Source organism: Frondihabitans sp. OV104, assembly GCF_057787745.1.
In genome coordinates, this window is record NZ_CM173541.1 from 2,712,142 (window position 1) to 2,730,297 (window position 18,156).

Below are 18,156 nucleotides of genomic sequence, written 5' to 3' on the forward strand. Positions count from 1 at the left end.
CTCGCCTGTGGACAACTTCGACGCGGTTCTCCGCCAGGTGCCACTATGAGTCTCATGACCGATCGCGCCGGCACCTACGCCACCCCCGCTGACCTCATCGACCCCGAGGCAGTCACATCCGCCTACTACTCGCTGACCCCCGACGTCACCGACCCGTCGCAGAAGGTCGTGTTCGGCACGTCCGGCCACCGCGGCTCGTCGCTCGACTCGGCCTTCAACGAGGCGCACATCGCGGCGATCACGCAGGCCATCGTCGAGTACCGCACCGGTCAGGGCATCACAGGCCCGCTGTTCATCGGCCGCGACACCCACATCCTCTCGGGCCCTGCTGAGCGCACCGCCCTCGAAGTCCTCGCGGGCAACGGCGTGAAGGTCCTCGCCGACGCCGAGAACGGCTACGTTCCCACCCCCGTGGTGAGCCACGCGATCCTCGTCTACAACAACGATCCCGCCCACACCGAGCAGGCCGACGGCATCGTGGTGACGCCCAGCCACAATCCCCCTCGTGACGGCGGCTTCAAGTACAACCCCCCGCACGGCGGTCCGGCTGACAGCGACGCCACGTCGTGGATCGCCAACCGCGCCAACGAGATCATCGCCGGCGGCAACGTCGAGGTGAAGACGAGCGACGTCAGCCCCGGCCGCTACGATTTCCTGCGCCGCTACGTGCTCGACCTCGCCAACGTGATCGACTTCGACGCCATCAAGAAGGCCGGCATCAAGATCGGTGCCGACCCGCTGGGCGGCGCGAGCGTCGAGTACTGGGCCGCCATCCGCGACGCCTACGGCCTCGACCTCACGGTCATGAACCCCGGCGTCGACCCGACATGGCGCTTCATGACGCTCGACTGGGACGAAAAGATCCGGATGGACCCTTCGAGCGCCTCCGTCATGGCGAGCGTCGTCGAGCGCAAGGGCGAGTTCGACATCGTCACGGGCAACGACGCCGACGCCGACCGCCACGGCATCGTGACCCCCGACGGCGGCCTCATGAACCCGAATCACTACCTCGCCGTCGCCATCGACTACCTCTACAGCCACCGCCCCGAGTGGCGCTCCGACGCCGCCATCGGCAAGACGCTGGTGTCGTCGTCGATCATCGACAAGGTCGCCGACTCGCTGGGCCGTCGCCTCTGGGAGGTCCCGGTGGGGTTCAAGTGGTTCGTACCAGGGCTGGTCGACGGCAGCGTCGCCTTCGGCGGTGAGGAGTCGGCCGGCGCGTCGTTCCTGCGTCGCGACGGATCCGTCTGGACCACCGACAAAGACGGCATCATCCTCGCCCTCCTCGCCAGCGAGATCCTCGCCGTCACAGGCAAGTCTCCGTCGGTGCTGTACGCCGAGCTGACCGAGAGGTTCGGCGCTCCGGTCTACCAGCGCATCGACGCCGCCGCCTCCAAAGAGCAGAAGGCACGACTCGGCAAGCTCAGCGGCGACGACATCACGGCCACCGAGCTCGCCGGCGACCCGATCGTCGCGAAGCTCAGCGAGGCCCCCGGCAACGGCGCCGCGGTCGGCGGCGTGAAAGTCGTCACCGAGAAGGCGTGGTTCGCCGCCCGCCCGTCGGGCACCGAAGACGTCTACAAGATCTACGCCGAGTCGTTCGAGGGCCCGGAGCACCTGAAGCGCGTCCAGGAGGAGGCGAAGACGATCGTCGACGCCGCGCTCGGCGCCTAGCTGTCCGAGCACCGCACGGTTCAGTGCAGACGGCCCCACTCGCCGCGGCGTGTGGGGTCGTCTGCGCGCGAGGCCGTCGGCATGCGGCGCGCGCGGCGGGTCAGGGCTGCGCCGCCCACCATTCCGTGATCGAAGCGGCGACGCCGCGGGCCTGCTGCTCGCGCATGGCCAGGCCGTAGTCGGTGCTCATCGCGCCGGCGATCTTCACGGCGAGGGCGGTGTCGCGGACGCCGTGGCCGAGCTCGATGAGGATCGGCCGCACCAGGTCGTCGTACTCGCCGTCGTCGGTGCGGCCGGGGGCGACCCCGACAGGGTCCCAGGCCCACAGGATGGCAGCCAGCTCGAGCTCGAGGGCGGTGAAGCGGCTGCGGTCGGAGTTGGACGGGCTGGCGGTGCGCATCCGGACAGTCTGCCGTACGGGGTGGCGCAGTTCCTGCGCCCGGAGACACGGCGAGCCCCTCCGAATCGGCTCACCCCCGCCGTTCATACGGAGGGAGCGAGCCGATCTGGCGGGGCTGGCCCACCGGCCCGGCGCCAGCACGCGCCCCGCCCCTACTTGCCGGTGATCTTGCCCCGGTTGAAGTTGCGCTTCGGGTCGGCAGTGTCGAGCATTCCCTGCATCAGCGCGAGGCCGGGTGCCGAGACGTCGGCGGCCATCCACGGTGCGTGCTCGAGGCCGACTCCGTGGTGGTGCGAGACGGTGCCGCCCTCGGCGATGAACGCGTCTTGGATCGCCTTCTTGACGACGTCGTACTGCTCGAGCGGCTGGTCGCCGTGCTCGAACGCGAACGTGAAGTACAGGCAGGCGCCCGAGTGGTACGAGTGCGACAGGTGCGCCATGATCAGGCCCTGCACGCCGATCTTCTCGAAGGCGCGGTTCGCCGACGCGTACACGCCGTTGTAGAGCGGAAGCAGCTTCGACCAGGGGGCGCTCGTCTCTGAGACGTCGGCTGCGCCGCCGTGGTCGAGGAAGAAGTCGCGCAGGTAGGGAGTGTCGAACTTCTTCTGGTCGTAAAGGACGCCCGGGCCCTTGCCGACGCCGAAGCCGCCGTGCTTCCGGACGATCTTCGAGACGAGCTTCTCGTTGATGGCGACGTGCTCCTCGGAGCCCTCATAGCCGATGAACGACAGGCAGATCTTCGAGAGGTCCCAGCCCTTGAGCTTCATGAACCGCTGCACGCCCTGGTTGAGGAGGGAGGAGATGCCCTTGCTCGCCTTCGACGTGGCCAGCGACATCTCGGTCTCGAACTCGTTCGAGACGCGGGTGATCGACGGGTTGGCGTCGCTCTCCGAGATCGCCTGCATGGCCGCGAGGCCGGCCTCCCAGGTCGGGAAGAAGTAGGCGAGGATCTCGCGCTTCTCGGGGAGGCGGTGCACCTGGACGGTGACCTCGGTGATGACGCCGAGACGGCCCTCGGAGCCGATGATCATCTCGCGGAGCGACGGGCCGGTCGAGGCCGACGGCACGGCGCGGATGACGACGACGCCGTCGGGGCGAACCAGGCGGAGGCCCTTGGTCAGGTCGGCGATGTCGCCGAACTTGTCGGACTGCATGCCCGACGAGCGAGTCGCGACCCAGCCGCCGAGGGTGGAGTGCGTGAAGCTGTCGGGGAAGTGCCCCATCGTCCAGCCCTTGGCGTTGAGCTGCTCCTCGATGTCGGGCCCCTGGGCACCGGCCTGGATGCGAGCCAGGCGGCCGTCCTCGTCGATGTCGAGCACACGGTCGAGGCGCCCCATGTCGAGCGAGAGCACAATGCGGTCCTCGCCGGGCATCGGCTCCAGCGCGCCGACGATGTTGCTGCCGCCGCCGAAGGGGATGAGCACGAGGTCGTGCTCGACGCAGAGCTGGACGATCTTGGCGATCTCGGACTCGGTGGCCGGGTAGACGACCGCGTCGGGCACGCGCGGGAAGATGCCGTTGCGGATCTTGATCAGGTCGCGGATGCTCTTGCCGTACGTGTGGACGACGCGCTCCATGTCGCCGAGCACGACGTGGCCTTCGCCGACGATGAGCGACAGGGCCGACGAGACCTCGGCGGTGATCTTCGAGCCCGGGATGTCGAGCTCGTCGAACGACGGGGCGGCGGTGACGGCGGCCGAGTTGAGGTCGACGCCGACCATCTTCTTCACGAAGGGCGCGAACGCGGGCTTGTCTTCGTGGTGGAAGGCGACGCCGTCGACGCCCCAGCCCCACCACTTCATGTGCTTGACGTCGGGACCGTCTTCGGCGGCCGAGGCCTGTCGGGGCTTGAGGTCGGTCACGGGCGGGCTCCTTTGGACGGCGAGAGGGTGCGGCCCAGGATATCGGCCGAGTACTGGTTTCTGATGCGCAGGATCTCCTCGCGGAGCCGATTCGAGAACGCGATCGCGGTCTCGTCGGGCTCCGGCCGCATCGGGTCGCCGAACGCGACGCCGACGGGAAGCCGGCCCGGGCGGGGCCAGTGGGCCCCACGCGGATGCGCGATGTTGGCGCCGATCAGGGCGAGCGGGACGATCGGGACGTCGCAGGCCGCTGCGAGGCGGGCGGCTCCGGGCTTGAACGGGCCCATCTCGCCGTCTTTCGACCGCGTGCCCTCGGGGAACACCAGGACGGGGAACCCGCGGCTGAGCAGCGAGGCGGCGCTGACGGCCGCGTCGGCGTGCTTCGACGGCTTCGCACCGGCTCGGCGTCCGCGCTGGATCGGGAACGCGTTGAAGAACAGGGAGGTGAGGCCGCGACGCCACCAGACGTCGAAGAAGTAGTCGGCCGCTGCTCCGGTCGCGAGGTAGCGCGACAGCTTGCGCGGCAGGGCGCCGACGATGAGCGGCGCGTCCAGGTGGCTGGAGTGGTTGGCGATGAGCACGAAGCCGCCCTCGAGGCCCTTGAGCCGCTCGCGCCCGATCACGGTCACGTCGGTGATCGACCAGATGGTCGGCTTCATGAGCCAGCGCTGGGCCACGTAGCGCGCGGACGCGTGCCTCCGGCTGTTGAAGCGGTCGCGGACGTCGGCCGCGCCCTCGCCCAGGCGCACCTTCACATCGGCGGCGCCCTCGCTGACCCGGACCTTGACGTCGGCGGCGCCCTCGCTCACTCGGCCGGCGACGTCAGCCGCGACGGCGCCCAGCTTCGACGCAGCGTCGTCGTGCTTGTCGGCCTTCTCGACCTTGTCGCTCTTCGGTTCGTCCACGATCACGCCTCCACGGATTTCTTCCTGCTGGACGAGATGGCTCCCGACACCTTGCGGACTGCGCTCTTGGGTGCGTGACGCAGCAACCCGACCAGCACTCGGTACCGAACGGTGGGTATGGAGATCACTCTGCCCCTGTCGACGTCGCGCAAGCACGCGGTGACCAGTTGTTCGGCGTCGAGCCAGAGGGAGTTTGGAATGCTGGTCGTCCGGATAGCGGCTCGCTGATGGAACTCCGTGCGAACCCAGCCGGGCAGGACGGCCGTGACGGTCACGCCGGTTCCGTCCAGCTCGACGGCGAGGCCCTCGGAGAACGACGTCACCCACGCCTTGATCGCGGAGTAGGCGCCCATCGCGAGCAGGCCGGCCGTCGACGACACGTTGATGATGCGGCCCGCTCCGCGACCGCGCATGGACCGTGCCGCAGCACCCGAGAGCACCAGCACCGCACGGCACATCACCTCGAAGCCGAGGTCGAGTCCGGCGACGTCGCGCGACGTCAACGGGATGTGCATGCCGAAGCCGGCATTGTTCACGAGCACGTCGACGGGACGGTCGTCGTCTTCGAGTCGCGAAGCCACCCGGTCGACGTCGTCGCGGTTCGCGAGGTCGGCGGGGAAGACCTCGACGGAGCGGCCGATGCCGCGGATTTCCGTCGCCATGGAGGCGAGCCTCACCTCGTCTCGAGCGACGAGAACGAGGTCGTATCCCTTGTGTGCGAGCTGGCGGGCGAATTCGGCTCCGATGCCGGACGTGCCCCCGGTCACGAGCGCTACAGCCATGCCGCTTACGATACGGTGCCTACGGGCAACTTCGTGCATCGACCATTGCTCAGTACCGCTCCGGAGGCAAACGCTCATGACCACGAGTCCTGACCCGCAGGTCGCACGGCCGTTCGACATCCGCGAGTTCACGCGCACGGCTCAGGGCAACTTCCGGTCCGAGCTCGATCTGGCCGCGTACGAGTCCGAGCCCCTCTCAGCGCAGGAACTCGAGTTCCTGCGCTACGCCGCCAGGCTCGAAGCCGCCACGATGGAGCACCTCCGCAACCTCCTCGTGACAGCGACCCACAAGGACGCCCGGGTCACCGCGTTCCTCGTCACCTGGGCCTTCGAGAAGTTCTGGATGGCCGACGCCCTGGACGCCGTCCTGGAGGCTCACGGCCTCCCCCGCACCCGGACCGTCCCCGAGGGGGCACCCCGCAGGAGCGCCGACGAGGCGATCCAGCGTTCCGGCCCCATCCGCCGAGCCCTCGCGGCCGTCGGGCTCGGGACTCCGATCGTGGCCGTCCACATGACGGTCGGCCTGATCGACGAGTGGATACTCCGAGCGGCATACGACCACCTGCGCGAGACGACGACGTCGTCCGCGCTGCGCGACACGATCGACAGGATCCAGATCATCAAGACCAGGCACGAGGCGTTCTTCGCCGACGAGACCGACTGGCGGCTCCGCGACTCCAAGGCGGCCGTCCGGCGCGCCAGGGCCGCCCTCCTCACGGCCGCCTGGCCGATCGGCGGCGTCGAGCGAGCCGCCGTCGACCGCGACATGTTCGAGGCGTTCGTCTTCGGCGGGACCGGGGGCCGCGCCCGCGCGGAGTCGATCGGCACGCGCGTCGCGGCCCTGCCCGGCATGGACGCCCGCATGGGCTCCGTCACGGCGAAGAAGCTCCTGCCGTGAGCGCCGCCGTCACCGCCTTCCCCGAGCTTCAGACCGACCTCGGCGACGCCCACGTCTTCCTGACGGGCGGGACGGGCTTCGTCGGCCAGGCCATCCTCGAGCGGCTGCTCGCCTCGCACCCGGAGACGACCGTCTCGCTGCTGATCCGGACCAAGGGCAGTACGTCCGGCGTCGACCGTCTGCGGCACATGCTCCGGAAGCCCGTCTTCAAGTCGTGGCGCGACTCGGTCGGCGAGGCCGAGGTCGAGCGTGCCGTCACCGAGCGGCTCCGAGTGCTCGAGGGCGGGCTCGACTCCGTCCCGGCGCTGCCGAAGGACATCGACCTCGTCATCCACAGCGCGTCGAGCGTGTCGTTCGACCCGCCCATCGACCAGGCGTTCGAGACCAACGTCGGCGGCGCGGTCGGCCTCTACGAGGCACTGCTCGCGGCCGAGATCGACCCGCACGTCGTGCACGTCTCCACCGCGTACGTGGGCGGCCTCCGGAAGGGCATCTTCCCCGAGGCGTCGCTGACGCACGACGTCGACTGGCGCGCCGAGTTCGACGCCGCACGCGGCGCCCGCTCGCGCGTCGAGCTCGCCTCGCGCCAGCCCGAGGTGCTCCGCCGGTTCATGGCGGAGGCCCGGGCCAAGCACGGCAAGGAAGGCCCTCTGGCCGTCTCCCGTGAGGCGGAGTCGCGCCGCGTCGACTGGGTGAAGGCGAAGCTGGTCGACCACGGCCGCACACGTGCCGAGAGCCTGGGCTGGACCGACGTCTACACGCTGACGAAGGCCTTCGCCGAGCGCGCCGCCGAGCAGATGTGGGCGGCTGCGGGCCACCGGCTCTCGTTCGTGCGCCCCGCCATCGTCGAGAGCGCACTCCGCCACCCGTACCCGGGCTGGATCGACGGCTTCAAGGTCGCCGACCCGCTGATCATGGCCTACGGCCGAGGCATGCTCCCCGAGTTCCCGGGCGTCCCCGACTCCGTCCTCGACGTCGTGCCCGTCGACTTCGTCGTCAACGTGATCGTCCTGGTGGCCGCGAACCCGGCCCCGGCGGGCGAACCGCAGTTCTTCCACGTGTCGTCGGGGGCCAGCAACCCGCTTCCGATCCACCGCATGTTCACCAACCTCAGCATGTTCTTCACGGCGCACCCGGTGCCGACGCCCGACAGCGGCGACATCGCGGCGGCCACCTGGCGCTTCCCCGGCGGCCGCAAGGTCGAGCGGGCCGTGCGCCTTCGTGCCCGGATCAACGACGCGCGCGAGTCGCTCTTCATCCGGATGCCCTCGACGACGCGCACCCGAGAAGCGCTGGCCTCGGTCGACCGCCGCCGCAGCGACCTCGAGTCGCTGCAGAGCCTGACCGACCTCTACCGCCATTACATCCAGTCCGAGATCATCTTCGACGACACCCGCACCAAGGCCCTCCAGGCCGCGATCGTAGCGACCCAGACGCCCGAGAAGGCGCTCGACATCGGCTTCGACATGACCGACATCCAGTGGGAGGACTACTTCCAGGGCGTCCACTTCCCCGCCGTCACCACGATGACGCGCGCGTTCAGCGTGCGACCTGCCACGTCGGCGCCGGCAGCCGAGCCGGTGCTGCCGCAACGGAGCGACGTCGTCGCCGTGTTCGACCTCGAGGGCACGGTCGTCGACTCGAACCTCGTCGAGCAGTACCTCTGGGTGCGCGGCAGCGGGTTCGGCAAGGCGGCCTGGCCGGGCGAGGTGGCGAGCCTGCTGGCGGCGCTGCCGGGGTACCTGCGGGCAGAGCAGCGGGATCGCGCCGAGTTCATCCGCGCGTTCCTGCGCCGCTATGAGGGCATGCCCGTCAGCCGCCTCGAGGAGGTCGTCGCCAAGAGCTTCGGTCAGACGCTCCTGAAGAGCACGATGCCCGCCGCGATCGAGCGGATCGCCGCCCACCGCGCTGCCGGCCACCGCACGGTGCTCGTCACCGGATCGATCGGGACTCTCGTCGAGCCCCTCGCGAACCTGTTCGACGAGGTCGTCGCAGGCACCATGCATGCCCGCGACGGCATATTCACCGGGTACCTCGCGAAGCCTCCGGTGGTGGGTGAGGCCAGGGCCGCCTGGCTGCGTCAGTACGCCGCTCTGAACGGCCTCGACCTGGGTGCCTCCTATGGATACGGTGACAGCCACTCCGACCTCGTCTGGCTCGAGATGGTCGGAAATCCCAGTGCCGTCAACCCCGATGCCAATCTCTCGCGGGAGGCGCTCCGAAGAAGGTGGAGAATCCGCGATTGGAAGCGCGGGCCGATCGAGCTAATCTCTAAGGACGCGTAGGACTCTGCGCGCGCCGTCGAGACGGCAGACCCGAAGGGAGTGGGAGAGGCTATATGCCTCTTCCGACATGCAATGGCATTCGATATCGACAAGTACGCTGCCGGCTCTGAGCGCCTGGGCTGGGACGACCTCGATCTCGAGCACTTCCGCCAGAACCCCCTCTCTCCCGAGACGCTTCGCACTCTGCGCTACATGGCCGACGTCGAGTACCACACCGTCTGCTATACCCGAGACCTCCTCACCACGCCGTCGCACAAGGACGGCGACATCTCGACGTTCATGACGATGTGGAACCGCGAGGAGTTCTGGCATGGCGAGGCCCTGGGCGCCGTCCTCGAGGTCCACGGCATCACGGTCGACTACGACGCTCTCCGCGCCTCCCGCCTCAAGCTGGGCTGGCGCGACCGCCTCGACCCGATCAAACAGTCCATGCTCGGCAAGATCGTCGGCAGCGACTTCGTGGCCGTCCACATGTCGTGGGGCGCCGCCAACGAGTGGTCCGCCGTCAGCGCGTACAAGCGGATGGCCGACCTCGAGACCGATCCCGTGCTCGGCGAGCTGCTGCGCCGTATCGCCAAGCAGGAGACCCGCCACGTCGCGTTCTACGTGTCGCAGGCCCGCGAGCGCCTGCAGAAGAGCAAGCGCGCCCAGAAGCTCACGCGCCTCCTCCTCTCGAAGTTCTGGGCCCCCGTCGGCTCGAGCATCATGGAGCGCGACGACGTGCAGTTCGTGTTCGGCCAGATCATGAGCGGCGTCGAAGGCCGCAAAGAGATGAAGAAGCTCGACAACAACATCGCCAGCCTCCCCGGCATGCAGGGGCTCACCATCTTCGAGAAGGCGCTCGACGGCCTCGGCGTCGCCGCGTAGCGAGTTATCCCCAGGCGCGCACCGTCGCGGTTCCGGCCGCGATGCGTCCGGTAGCGTCGAGGCATGAGCGAGGGCAATTCGCGGCAGGAACCCGACGTGGCTGAGCCACGCCGCCGCTTCCGCCCGCCCGTCGCAGGCCTCGTCGCCGGCGGCCTCGCGCTGCTCATCGCACTCGGGAGCGCCCTCGGCAGCGCCCTCGTCTTCACCGGCCCGCGCCGCACGTTCGGCGTGCTGCCCAGCCCGAAGCCGCTCGTCCAGACCCCGCCGCCGGCCGCGGTGGCGACGGGCACTCCGCCGCCGATCGCGACGGGCAGCCGCCCCGACCTCGGCTGGATCGTCATCCTCGTGCTGTGCCTGGTGGGCGCGTTCCTGGTATTCGTGGTCGTCCGCTACGTGCTGCGACGACTGCGCGACCGCCAGCGCGGCGGCCCGGGCGGTCTCGGCGATGAGGCGCTCGACCTCCTCGGCGACGACCCGTCGGTCGAGACGAGCGCCCCGTACCTCCGGCGGGGGCTCCGACGCGCACTCGACGTGCTCGACGGAGACCGGGAGCCCGGCGACGCGATCGTGCAGGCCTGGCTCGGCCTGCAGGAGGCCGCGGAGGACGCCGGGTACCGCCGGCTGGAGTCCGAGACCCCGACCGAGTTCACGAGCCGCATCCTGGAACGGACGGGAGTCGACGGGTCCGCCCTCGCCACCCTCCGACGCCTGTACCTCGCCGTCCGGTTCGGCGACGCCGTCTCGACGGCGCGGGACGTGACCGCCGCGCGCGCGGCCCTGCAGACCCTCGACGCCCAGTGGGCCGCCGCCGACGCGGAGGCCGCGCCGTGAGGGCGCTGCTCCGTCCGCCGCTGCGGGTGCCGGCGATCCTGGTCGCCGTCGCCGCGCTCGTCGTCGGCGGGATCGTCTGGTTCTTCGGCGTCGAACCGCTGCCGGCGACGCTGGTGAGCCTGGCCGTGTTCGCCGTCGGCGTGACCTGGATCTCGGTCCAGGAGGGCGACAGGGCCGAGTGGCCGCGCCCGGTCGTCCGGCGCACGCCCGGTGCCCGGCGCGACCTCGAGCGCCTCGGCTGGGCGATGAAATCGCACGGCGGCATCCACGAGAAGACGCTGTCCCGAGTCCGCGAGGCGGCCCGGCATCGCCTGCTGTTCCTCTACGGGCTCGACCTGTACGACCCCGACGACCGGGCTCAGATCGAGGCGATCCTCGCACCGCCCGTCGTCCGCACGCTGATGACGCCGCGGAGGTCGCACCTCGACCTCGTGTCGTTCACCCGGCTGATGAATGCCGTCGAGGCGCTCGGCAGGGCACCCGCTTCGGGCCCGGCAGCCGCTCCCAGCAGCGCACCCGATCCAGGCGGCGCACCCGCTTCCGACCCCGCACCCACCGAGAGGCACCCGTGACCACGACTTCCCCCGACGCGCAGCTCTCCATCGCCGAGGTCGCCGACCTCAGCCGACGAATCCTCGACGAGGTCGGCCGCCTCGTCGTCGGCATGCGCGACCCGCTCGAGCTCGCCCTCGCGAGCATCCTGGCCGGCGGTCACGTCCTGTTCGAAGACGTCCCAGGCCTCGGCAAGACGCTCGCGGCGCGCAGCATCGCGCAGGCCACCGGGCTCGACTTCCGGCGTCTCCAGTGCACGCCCGACCTGCTGCCCGCCGACATCACCGGCTCGTTCCTCTACGCGCCCAAGACCTCGGAGTTCGTCTTCCGCCCCGGGCCGGTCTTCACGGGCCTCTTCCTGGCCGACGAGATCAACCGCACCTCGCCCAAGACCCAGTCGGCGCTTCTCGAGGCGATGGCCGAGGGCCAGGTGACCGTCGAGGGCCAGAGCTTCCCGCTGCCGAAGCCGTTCCACGTCATCGCGACCTCGAACCCCATCGAGTACGAGGGCACGTACGCGCTGCCCGAGGCGCAGCTCGACCGCTTCATGGTGCGCCTCTCGGTCGGCTACCCCACGCGGCAGGGCGAGCAGGCCGTGCTGCTCAACCGCGTCGACCGCCGCCGCGAGGTCGGCTCCGTCGAGGCCGTGATCAGCCCCGAGACGCTGCTCGCGATGCAGAACACCATCGAGACCGTGCACGTCGACCCCGACATCGCCCTCTACTGCGTCGACCTCGTCACTGCCACTCGCGGCCACCGCGACATCCAGGTCGGCGCTTCGCCCCGCGGCGCCCAGGGCCTCATGCTCGTCGGTCGCGCCCGCGCCGTCATGGACGGCCGCGACTTCGTCGCCCCCGAGGACATCAAGGCGGCCGCGGTCCCCGTGCTCGCCCACCGCGTCTCGCTGACCCCGCAGGCCTGGGCCAACGGCGTCGACTCGGCCGGCGTGATCCGGGGAATCGTCGGACAGGTCGCGGGCCCGCCCGCCGTCGGCGAGGGCGCGCCGGCGGTCGCCGCGCGCCCGTGACCGGGGCCGAGCCTCCGTCGGGGGCGACCTCGCCGACCGGCGCGCAGTCCTCCGGCGGAGTCGGCACGCCGGCGAGAGGCGAGCGTGATCCGGGTGCGGGAGGGGCGGTCGACCAGACCTCGGCGGCGCCGCGCTGGGCGGTGACCCCGCCCGTGCTCTTCGGCGCCGGGGCCGCCGTGCTGCTGGCGGCCCTCGGACTCGTCACCACGCACGCCGAGTTCGCCCTGCTGGCGCTCCCGCTGTTCGTGGCGGTGGCGCTCGGGGCTGACGCGCGGCCGCGGCGCGGGGCCGCGGTGACGGTCCGCACGTTCCTGCGCCCTGATGCCGACTCGTCGGGGGTGGCCTACCGCATCGGCTTCGATCTGCCCGAGGGGGCCGAGAGCGTCGCCGTGCTGCTGGAGGCCGCCGACGACACGACGCACCGCTTCGCCGTCGACCGCGACACCGCCGCGCGGCTGATCGGCACGATCCCTGTCGCCCACTCCGGCCCGCAGGAGATCGTGCGCATGCACTACTCGGTGCTGGGTGCCCGCGGCACGGCCGTCTCGTCGCCGGAGCCCGGGCCCGTGAGCTCGCGCGTCGTACCGCCGCCGCGCCTCCGGATGGAGAACCTGCCGCTGCCCCTCCGCGTCGTCGGCATCACCGGCGCCCACGGGTCGGCGACGCCGGGAGACGGCGGGGAGTTCCGCGATGTCGCCCTGTTCACGCCCGGCGATCGGCTGCGGCGCATCGACTGGAAGGCCACGGCTCGCCGCGCAACCCTCGAGTGCGAACTCTACGTGCGCCGCACCTTCTCGACCGCCGACGCCATCGTGATGCTCGTCGTCGACGACCGCGACGACGTCGGCGCCGACATCACCCGCTGGTCGGGCGCGCGCGGCACGGTCGCCACGGCGACGTCGCTCGACCTGGCCCGGGAGGCCGCGTTCTCGCTCGCGGCCGCCTACCTGGCCGCCGGCGACCGGGTCGGCCTGCGCGACCTCGCCGGCACCGCCCGCTCGGTCGAGCCGGGCGGCGGCACGCGGCACCTGGAACGCCTGCAGAAGACCATCGCGACGGCGGCCCCCACGGGCGAGCCGGTCCGGTCCGTGCGCACGCCGCTCGTGCCGGCCTCGTCGCTGGTCGTCGTGCTGTCGACCTTCCTCGACGAGCAGGCCGCGACCATGGCGATCACCTGGGCATCCACCGGCCACCGGGTGCTCGCCGTCGACGTGCTGCCCGCCGCCGACATCTCCCGCACCACCCGCGAGGAGCGCACCGCCCACCAGCTGCTCATGCTCGAGCGCACCTACCGGCTCGACAGCATGGCCGCATCGGGCGTGGAGCTGGTGCGGTGGGGCGAGCAGCCCGGCGTGCCGGTTCCGGCCGTGCAGCTGCGCATGCTCAGCCGCCCCCGGAGGATGCGATGACCCCCGGCTTCCCTGCGGTCGGCCGCACCGTCCCGGCCGCGGCCGTCACCGCCCTGGTCGGCGTCGTCGGAGCACTCGCGTCGCTCGTCGTGATCGGCGTCAGCGGCTGGCTCGTCGTCGCGCTCCTCCTCACGGTCGGAGCCGCCGCCCTGCCGCGCACGCCCTTCGCCGCCATCCTCAGCGTGATGCTGGGCCTCGCGCTCGTCATCGACGGCGACCTCGGCTACACGCCCGCGTTCGTCGTGCTCCTCGCAGCGATCCACCTCCTGCTCGTCGCCGGGCAGCTCGCCGCCTGGCTGCCGCTCCGTGCGCGCGTGCAGGTCGCCGTGCTCCGGCCGCCCCTCGTGCGCTACGTGCTCGTGCAGGTGGCGGCACAGGTCGTGGCGTTCGTCGTGCTCACCTTCGCACGCCCTGTGCCGGGCTCCGCACCGGGCGCGGGCGCCCTCTGGCTCGGGCTCGTCGGGGGTGTCGCCGCCGTGCTCCTGGCCGTCGCGGTGCTCATCCCCCTCCTCCTCCGCCCCACGCGCTGAGCGCGAGCGCGCTGACGCGCGCACGCCGGCGAGGAGTCGCTTCTTGTCCTCAACCGCCCCGCCGACAGCAACGAGCGACCCCTCACCGGCCTGGAAGGGAAGCATCTGCACCTAGGACGTGCTTGCGCACTCGCGCGACGACCTGGCTCGGCGACGTGCGCAGTGCGCCTCCGGTGACGCGGATGGTGCGCCACCGCGCGTCGGCGAACCGCTCTCGGCGGTCGATGTCGGACTCGAACTGCTTCCTGTCGACGCGGTGCCCGTCGCCTTCGTACTCCACGACGACTCGAGCGTCGCGGAACACGAGGTCGCCGATGCCGAGCCAGCGATCGTCGTCATCACGCACCTCGACGTTGAGCTCGGGCTCCGGCAGTCCGCCCCGCACGAGGAGGAGGCGGAGACGCGTCTCGCCGGGTGAGCGAACGTTCGACCGTGCCAGATCGGGCGCCTCCCGGAGTGCGACGACACCGCGGGAACCCGCACGCGAGGCCACGGCGCGTTCGAGCAGCTCGCGCTCCACGAGTCGCGCCCGGGGTCGTGTCGACCACTCCCCGAGCAGGCCGTCGGCCATCGCGACGAGATCGTCGACCCGGAGCTGCTCCGAGCACTGCGCCCACGCCGTGACCGGGTCGACGACCGGCAGCCCGTCGAGAAGGAGTCGAGCTACGGGCGTGATCCGGTGGCCGATGACTCCCGGACGACGCATCGCCCGACTCCCCGTCGTCGAGACGTGCAGCTCCACCGTACGATCCGCGTACCGGGAAGGAAGCGGAAGACCCCAGAGGGCCGCCGCCGTGAGGTGGCTGAAGCACTGGTCCGCCCCGAGCACGAGGGCTGCCTCGCGACATCGACCGGCCAGGTCTGCTGCCGGGCTGACCGCCCGGACGCCGAGGAACGGCACGGCGAGGTCTGCCGCGCGAAGGCGGCCCACGCCGACACCGGCGCGGTACGCATCGGCGACCGCGAACGGCGCCTCAGCCAGCGGATCAGGAAGGGGCGACGAGGACACGCACCCAGCGTGGCGGCCCGGCCACCCCGAGTTCCTGCGCCAGGTCTCTTCTGTGGAGAAGCGCCCCCCTGTGGACGACGGTGAGGGGTCGCTCGTTGTCGGCGACCGGGGTCGAGCAGGACAACGAGCGACTCCTCACCCGCCCGGCGGCGCAGGCGCAGGCGCAGGCGCAGGCGCAGGCGCAGGCGCAGGCGCCGCTACAGAGACGCAGGGACCTTGTAGAACCAGACGTCGGCACCGGGGTGGTCCTTGGTGATGGCGGTGTCGAGGTCGCGGTAGTCGTAGTCGAGGTTGTGGCCGACGAGCGAGATCTTGCTGCCTGCGATCGCGCTGACGATCATGACGTGGTCGGGCACGCCGTTGTCGTTCCAGTCGAAGTACGCCAGGTCGCCGATGGCGAGCTTCGAGCGCTCGGTCGCGGCCAGGCGAGTGAAGCCGAGCGACGGCGTCGTCGCGAGGTACGTGTCGAACGACGGAGCGTAGCCCCAGGACTCGCTGTGGCCGGTCGAGTTGTAGTACCAGGAGTCGTTCTGGGCGAGGCCGCGCGCGGCGAGGGCCTGGCTCACGAAGTTCTGGCAGTCGCCGCCGACGGCGTTGAAGTTGGCGAACGACGCGTTGTACGCCTTCGCCGACCAGTGCTGGAACGCGTACTGCATCTCTCTGTCGACACCGTCGGTCACCTTGTAGTCGTACGAGAGCCCCGACGACGAGGCGCCGGTGACCGTGACATCGACCGTCGACGGCTGGTAGTCGACGGCGTGCGGCACGACGGCGGTCACCGAGGTGGCGGTGGCCTTGACCGAGGTGGCGGCGACGGTGCCGAACTTCACGGCGCTGACGTCGGCGAGCGACGTGCCCGAGATGGTGACGGTCGAGCCGCCGACGAGACCGCCGGAGGTCGCCGACAGCGATGACGCGGTGGGAGCCGCCGGGGTCGACGATTTCAGGGGCGTCTGCTCTCCGAGCGTCGCGGGAGGCATGACGCCGGACGTGCCGGAGGTGCATCCTGCTAGCAGGGCGGTCGCGACCACGGCCGTGGTCAGAACAGGGACGAACCTTTTACGCATGCACCAAAACCATTCGAGTCAGACCGGGCGGCGGCCACACTAACACTGCGACCTCGGCAGCTCGGGAGAACGGCTTAGGCAAATTCGTGACACTCGTGTAATTTTGCATCGATTGCAAACAATCGCGCGCGGTCAGTGCGCGCGATACGCAATGAGACGGAAAGAGACAGATGTCCCGGGCAGAAGCAGCCGCACCAGAGACGGCACCCGTCGAGCAGCAGGGGTTGATGACGCACAGGCAGATCCTGTTCGTCATCTTCGGCCTGATGGCAGGTATGTTCCTGTCGTCGCTCGACCAGACGATCGTCGGCACGGCGATCCGCACCATCGGCGACGACCTCCACGGTCTCGACCACCAGGCCTGGGTCACGACGGCCTACCTGATCTGCTCCACCATCGCGACGCCGATCTACGGCAAGCTGTCCGACCTCTTCGGCCGCCGCCCGCTGTTCATCATCGCGATCGCCATCTTCATCATCGGGTCGGCCGCCGCGTCGTTCTCGGACTCGATGTACATGCTCGCCGCCTTCCGCGGCCTGCAGGGCCTCGGCGCCGGTGGCCTCATGGCTCTCCCGCTCGCGATCATGGGCGACATCCTCGCTCCCCGCCAGCGCGCGAAGTACCAGGGCTACTTCCTCGCCGTCTTCGGCATCTCGTCGGTCATCGGCCCGCTGATCGGCGGCCTCTTCGCCGGTGCGGACTCGATCCTGTTCATCACCGGATGGCGCTGGGTCTTCCTGCTCAACGTGCCGATCGGAATCGTCGCCCTCATCATCGTCGGCCGCTTCCTCCACATCCCCGGCCAGAGCCGCAAAGACAACATCCGCATCGACTGGTGGGGCGCCTCGCTCGTCATCGTGTCGGCCGCTCCGCTCCTCCTCGTAGCCGAGCAGGGCCGCGAGTGGGGCTGGGGCTCGCTCAGCGCCTGGGCCTGCTACGTCATCGGCGGTCTCGGCATCATCGGCTTCATCGTGGCCGAGCGTATGATGGGCGACGCCGCGCTCATCCCGCTCAAGCTGTTCAAGAGCCGCACCTTCTCGATGGCGACCGTCCTCGGCGTACTGGTCGGCTTCGGCATGTTCGGCGCGCTCCTGACGGTGCCGCTCTACCTGCAGCTCGTCAACGGCTCCACGCCCACCGAGTCGGGCTTCCAGATGCTCCCGATGATCCTGGGCCTGATGATCTCGTCGATCGTCTCGGGCCAGATCATCTCCCGCACCGGCAAGTACAAGATGTTCCCGCCGATCGGCACGGCGTTCATGATCCTGGGCTTCGCCTGGTTCAGCCAGCTCACCTACGACAAGCCGTGGTACTTCCTCTCCATCGGCATGGTGTTCGTGGGCCTCGGCCTCGGCCAGCTCATGCAGACGCTGACCCTCGCCTCGCAGAACTCCGTCGGCCCGGCCGACATCGGCGTCGCGACCTCGTCGTCGACGTTCTTCCGCCAGATCGGCGGCACGGCTGGCACGGCGATCCTGTTCTCGGTGCTGTTCTCGCGCCTCGGCACGACGATTCCGGACGGCTTCAAAGACAAGACGCTTGCGGCGAACCTGAAGTCGGCGCTGGCCGACACGACGGTGACGTCGAACCCGAACAACGCCGGGATCCTCGACCTGCTCAAGCAGGTCCAGACGGGCAACACCGCCGCTCTCGGAAACGCACTGAACGGCGACACCTCGTTCTTGAACAAGGCGACCGAAGCCCTCAAGGCGCCGTTCCTCTACGGCTTCGCGCACGCGTCGGTCTCGGTCTTCACGATCGCGCTCGTCGTCGTCTCGGTGGCGTTCGTCCTGAGCTTCTTCCTCCGCCCGGCGCCGCTCCGCACGCGCTCCGCCATGGACGAGCAGGCCCACCAGAACGCCGAGGCGGCCTCCGCCAAGGCGCAGGTCGATGCCGACGCCGAGGAGACCGACCGCGCCGCACTCGCCGCGCAGTCCGCCGCCAACACGATGGGCTCCCCGGTGTCGCCCGACACCGGCAGCATCCGCATCCCCAGCCGCGACTAGGTCGGCGGATTCGCGTCCGGGCAGAGCCCAGGGCGCAGGAACTCGAGGTGGT

The 18,156-nt window shown here is 70.3% G+C and carries 16 protein-coding genes; 10 read left to right on the forward strand and 6 right to left on the reverse strand.

Annotated elements, in window-relative coordinates; translation table 11 throughout:
- Positions 1 to 54 precede the first annotated feature (54 nt).
- Entirely contained in the window at positions 55 to 1,674 is a 1,620-nt protein-coding gene (gene pgm, locus AC3CBB_RS12670) for a phosphoglucomutase (alpha-D-glucose-1,6-bisphosphate-dependent) (RefSeq protein WP_488624865.1), read from the forward strand.
- Positions 1,675 to 1,774: 100 nt separating this feature from the next.
- On the opposite strand, the gene AC3CBB_RS12675 is transcribed toward pgm, so the two are convergent.
- The 4 genes from AC3CBB_RS12675 to AC3CBB_RS12690 form a co-directional block, all read right to left on the reverse strand.
- On the reverse strand, positions 1,775 to 2,074 hold the full coding sequence (locus tag AC3CBB_RS12675; protein WP_488624866.1) for a hypothetical protein: 300 nt from the start codon (positions 2,072 to 2,074) through the stop codon (positions 1,775 to 1,777).
- 152 nt (positions 2,075 to 2,226) lie between these two features.
- Positions 2,227 to 3,936, reverse strand: a complete 1,710-nt coding sequence (locus AC3CBB_RS12680; protein ID WP_488624867.1) for an FAD-binding oxidoreductase — start codon at positions 3,934 to 3,936, stop codon at positions 2,227 to 2,229.
- Positions 3,933 to 4,841, reverse strand: a complete 909-nt coding sequence (locus AC3CBB_RS12685; RefSeq protein ID WP_488624868.1) for a lysophospholipid acyltransferase family protein — start codon at positions 4,839 to 4,841, stop codon at positions 3,933 to 3,935. The genes AC3CBB_RS12680 and AC3CBB_RS12685 overlap by 4 nt, the downstream gene beginning before the upstream one ends.
- Before the next feature lie 2 nt (positions 4,842 to 4,843).
- Positions 4,844 to 5,623 (reverse strand): SDR family NAD(P)-dependent oxidoreductase, encoded by a 780-nt coding sequence (locus AC3CBB_RS12690; RefSeq protein ID WP_488624869.1) that lies wholly within the window; start codon positions 5,621 to 5,623, stop codon positions 4,844 to 4,846.
- A 76-nt stretch (positions 5,624 to 5,699) separates the two neighbouring features.
- Between AC3CBB_RS12690 and AC3CBB_RS12695 the strand changes: the two genes are divergently transcribed.
- The 8 genes from AC3CBB_RS12695 to AC3CBB_RS12730 all read left to right on the forward strand — a co-directional run bounded on the left by AC3CBB_RS12695 (position 5,700) and on the right by AC3CBB_RS12730 (position 14,022).
- The gene (locus tag AC3CBB_RS12695; RefSeq protein ID WP_488624870.1) at positions 5,700 to 6,521 is read left to right on the forward strand and encodes a hypothetical protein; all 822 of its coding nucleotides are present in this window, start codon (positions 5,700 to 5,702) and stop codon (positions 6,519 to 6,521) included.
- On the forward strand, positions 6,518 to 8,806 hold the full coding sequence (locus AC3CBB_RS12700; RefSeq protein WP_488624871.1) for an HAD-IB family hydrolase: 2,289 nt from the start codon (positions 6,518 to 6,520) through the stop codon (positions 8,804 to 8,806). The genes AC3CBB_RS12695 and AC3CBB_RS12700 overlap by 4 nt, the downstream gene beginning before the upstream one ends.
- Positions 8,807 to 8,878: 72 nt before the next feature.
- On the forward strand, positions 8,879 to 9,673 hold the full coding sequence (locus AC3CBB_RS12705; RefSeq protein WP_123505591.1) for a ferritin family protein: 795 nt from the start codon (positions 8,879 to 8,881) through the stop codon (positions 9,671 to 9,673).
- A gap of 63 nt (positions 9,674 to 9,736) precedes the next feature.
- Positions 9,737 to 10,504 carry a DUF4129 domain-containing protein gene (locus AC3CBB_RS12710; RefSeq protein ID WP_488624872.1) on the forward strand — a complete coding sequence of 256 codons (768 nt, stop codon included), beginning with the start codon at positions 9,737 to 9,739 and terminating at the stop codon, positions 10,502 to 10,504.
- Positions 10,501 to 11,076 (forward strand): hypothetical protein, encoded by a 576-nt coding sequence (locus tag AC3CBB_RS12715; protein ID WP_488624873.1) that lies wholly within the window; start codon positions 10,501 to 10,503, stop codon positions 11,074 to 11,076. The genes AC3CBB_RS12710 and AC3CBB_RS12715 overlap by 4 nt, the downstream gene beginning before the upstream one ends.
- Positions 11,073 to 12,083, forward strand: a complete 1,011-nt coding sequence (locus tag AC3CBB_RS12720; protein WP_233579921.1) for an AAA family ATPase — start codon at positions 11,073 to 11,075, stop codon at positions 12,081 to 12,083. Before AC3CBB_RS12715 ends, AC3CBB_RS12720 begins: the two co-directional genes overlap by 4 nt.
- A complete protein-coding gene (locus AC3CBB_RS12725) occupies positions 12,080 to 13,492 on the forward strand; it encodes a DUF58 domain-containing protein (protein WP_488624874.1) in 1,413 nt (470 codons plus the stop codon). The genes AC3CBB_RS12720 and AC3CBB_RS12725 overlap by 4 nt, the downstream gene beginning before the upstream one ends.
- Positions 13,489 to 14,022, forward strand: coding sequence for a hypothetical protein (locus tag AC3CBB_RS12730; RefSeq protein ID WP_488624875.1), 534 nt, complete (start codon positions 13,489 to 13,491; stop codon positions 14,020 to 14,022). The genes AC3CBB_RS12725 and AC3CBB_RS12730 overlap by 4 nt, the downstream gene beginning before the upstream one ends.
- A gap of 82 nt (positions 14,023 to 14,104) precedes the next feature.
- On the opposite strand, the gene AC3CBB_RS12735 is transcribed toward AC3CBB_RS12730, so the two are convergent.
- Together AC3CBB_RS12735 and AC3CBB_RS12740 are read right to left on the reverse strand one after the other, a co-directional pair.
- Entirely contained in the window at positions 14,105 to 15,031 is a 927-nt protein-coding gene (locus tag AC3CBB_RS12735) for a hypothetical protein (protein ID WP_488624876.1), read from the reverse strand.
- A gap of 197 nt (positions 15,032 to 15,228) precedes the next feature.
- A complete protein-coding gene (locus tag AC3CBB_RS12740; protein WP_123505597.1) occupies positions 15,229 to 16,098 on the reverse strand; it encodes an amidase domain-containing protein in 870 nt (289 codons plus the stop codon).
- 170 nt (positions 16,099 to 16,268) lie between these two features.
- On the opposite strand from AC3CBB_RS12740, the gene AC3CBB_RS12745 reads away from it, so the two are divergent.
- A complete protein-coding gene (locus tag AC3CBB_RS12745; protein ID WP_488624877.1) occupies positions 16,269 to 18,104 on the forward strand; it encodes an MDR family MFS transporter in 1,836 nt (611 codons plus the stop codon).
- Positions 18,105 to 18,156 lie beyond the last annotated feature (52 nt).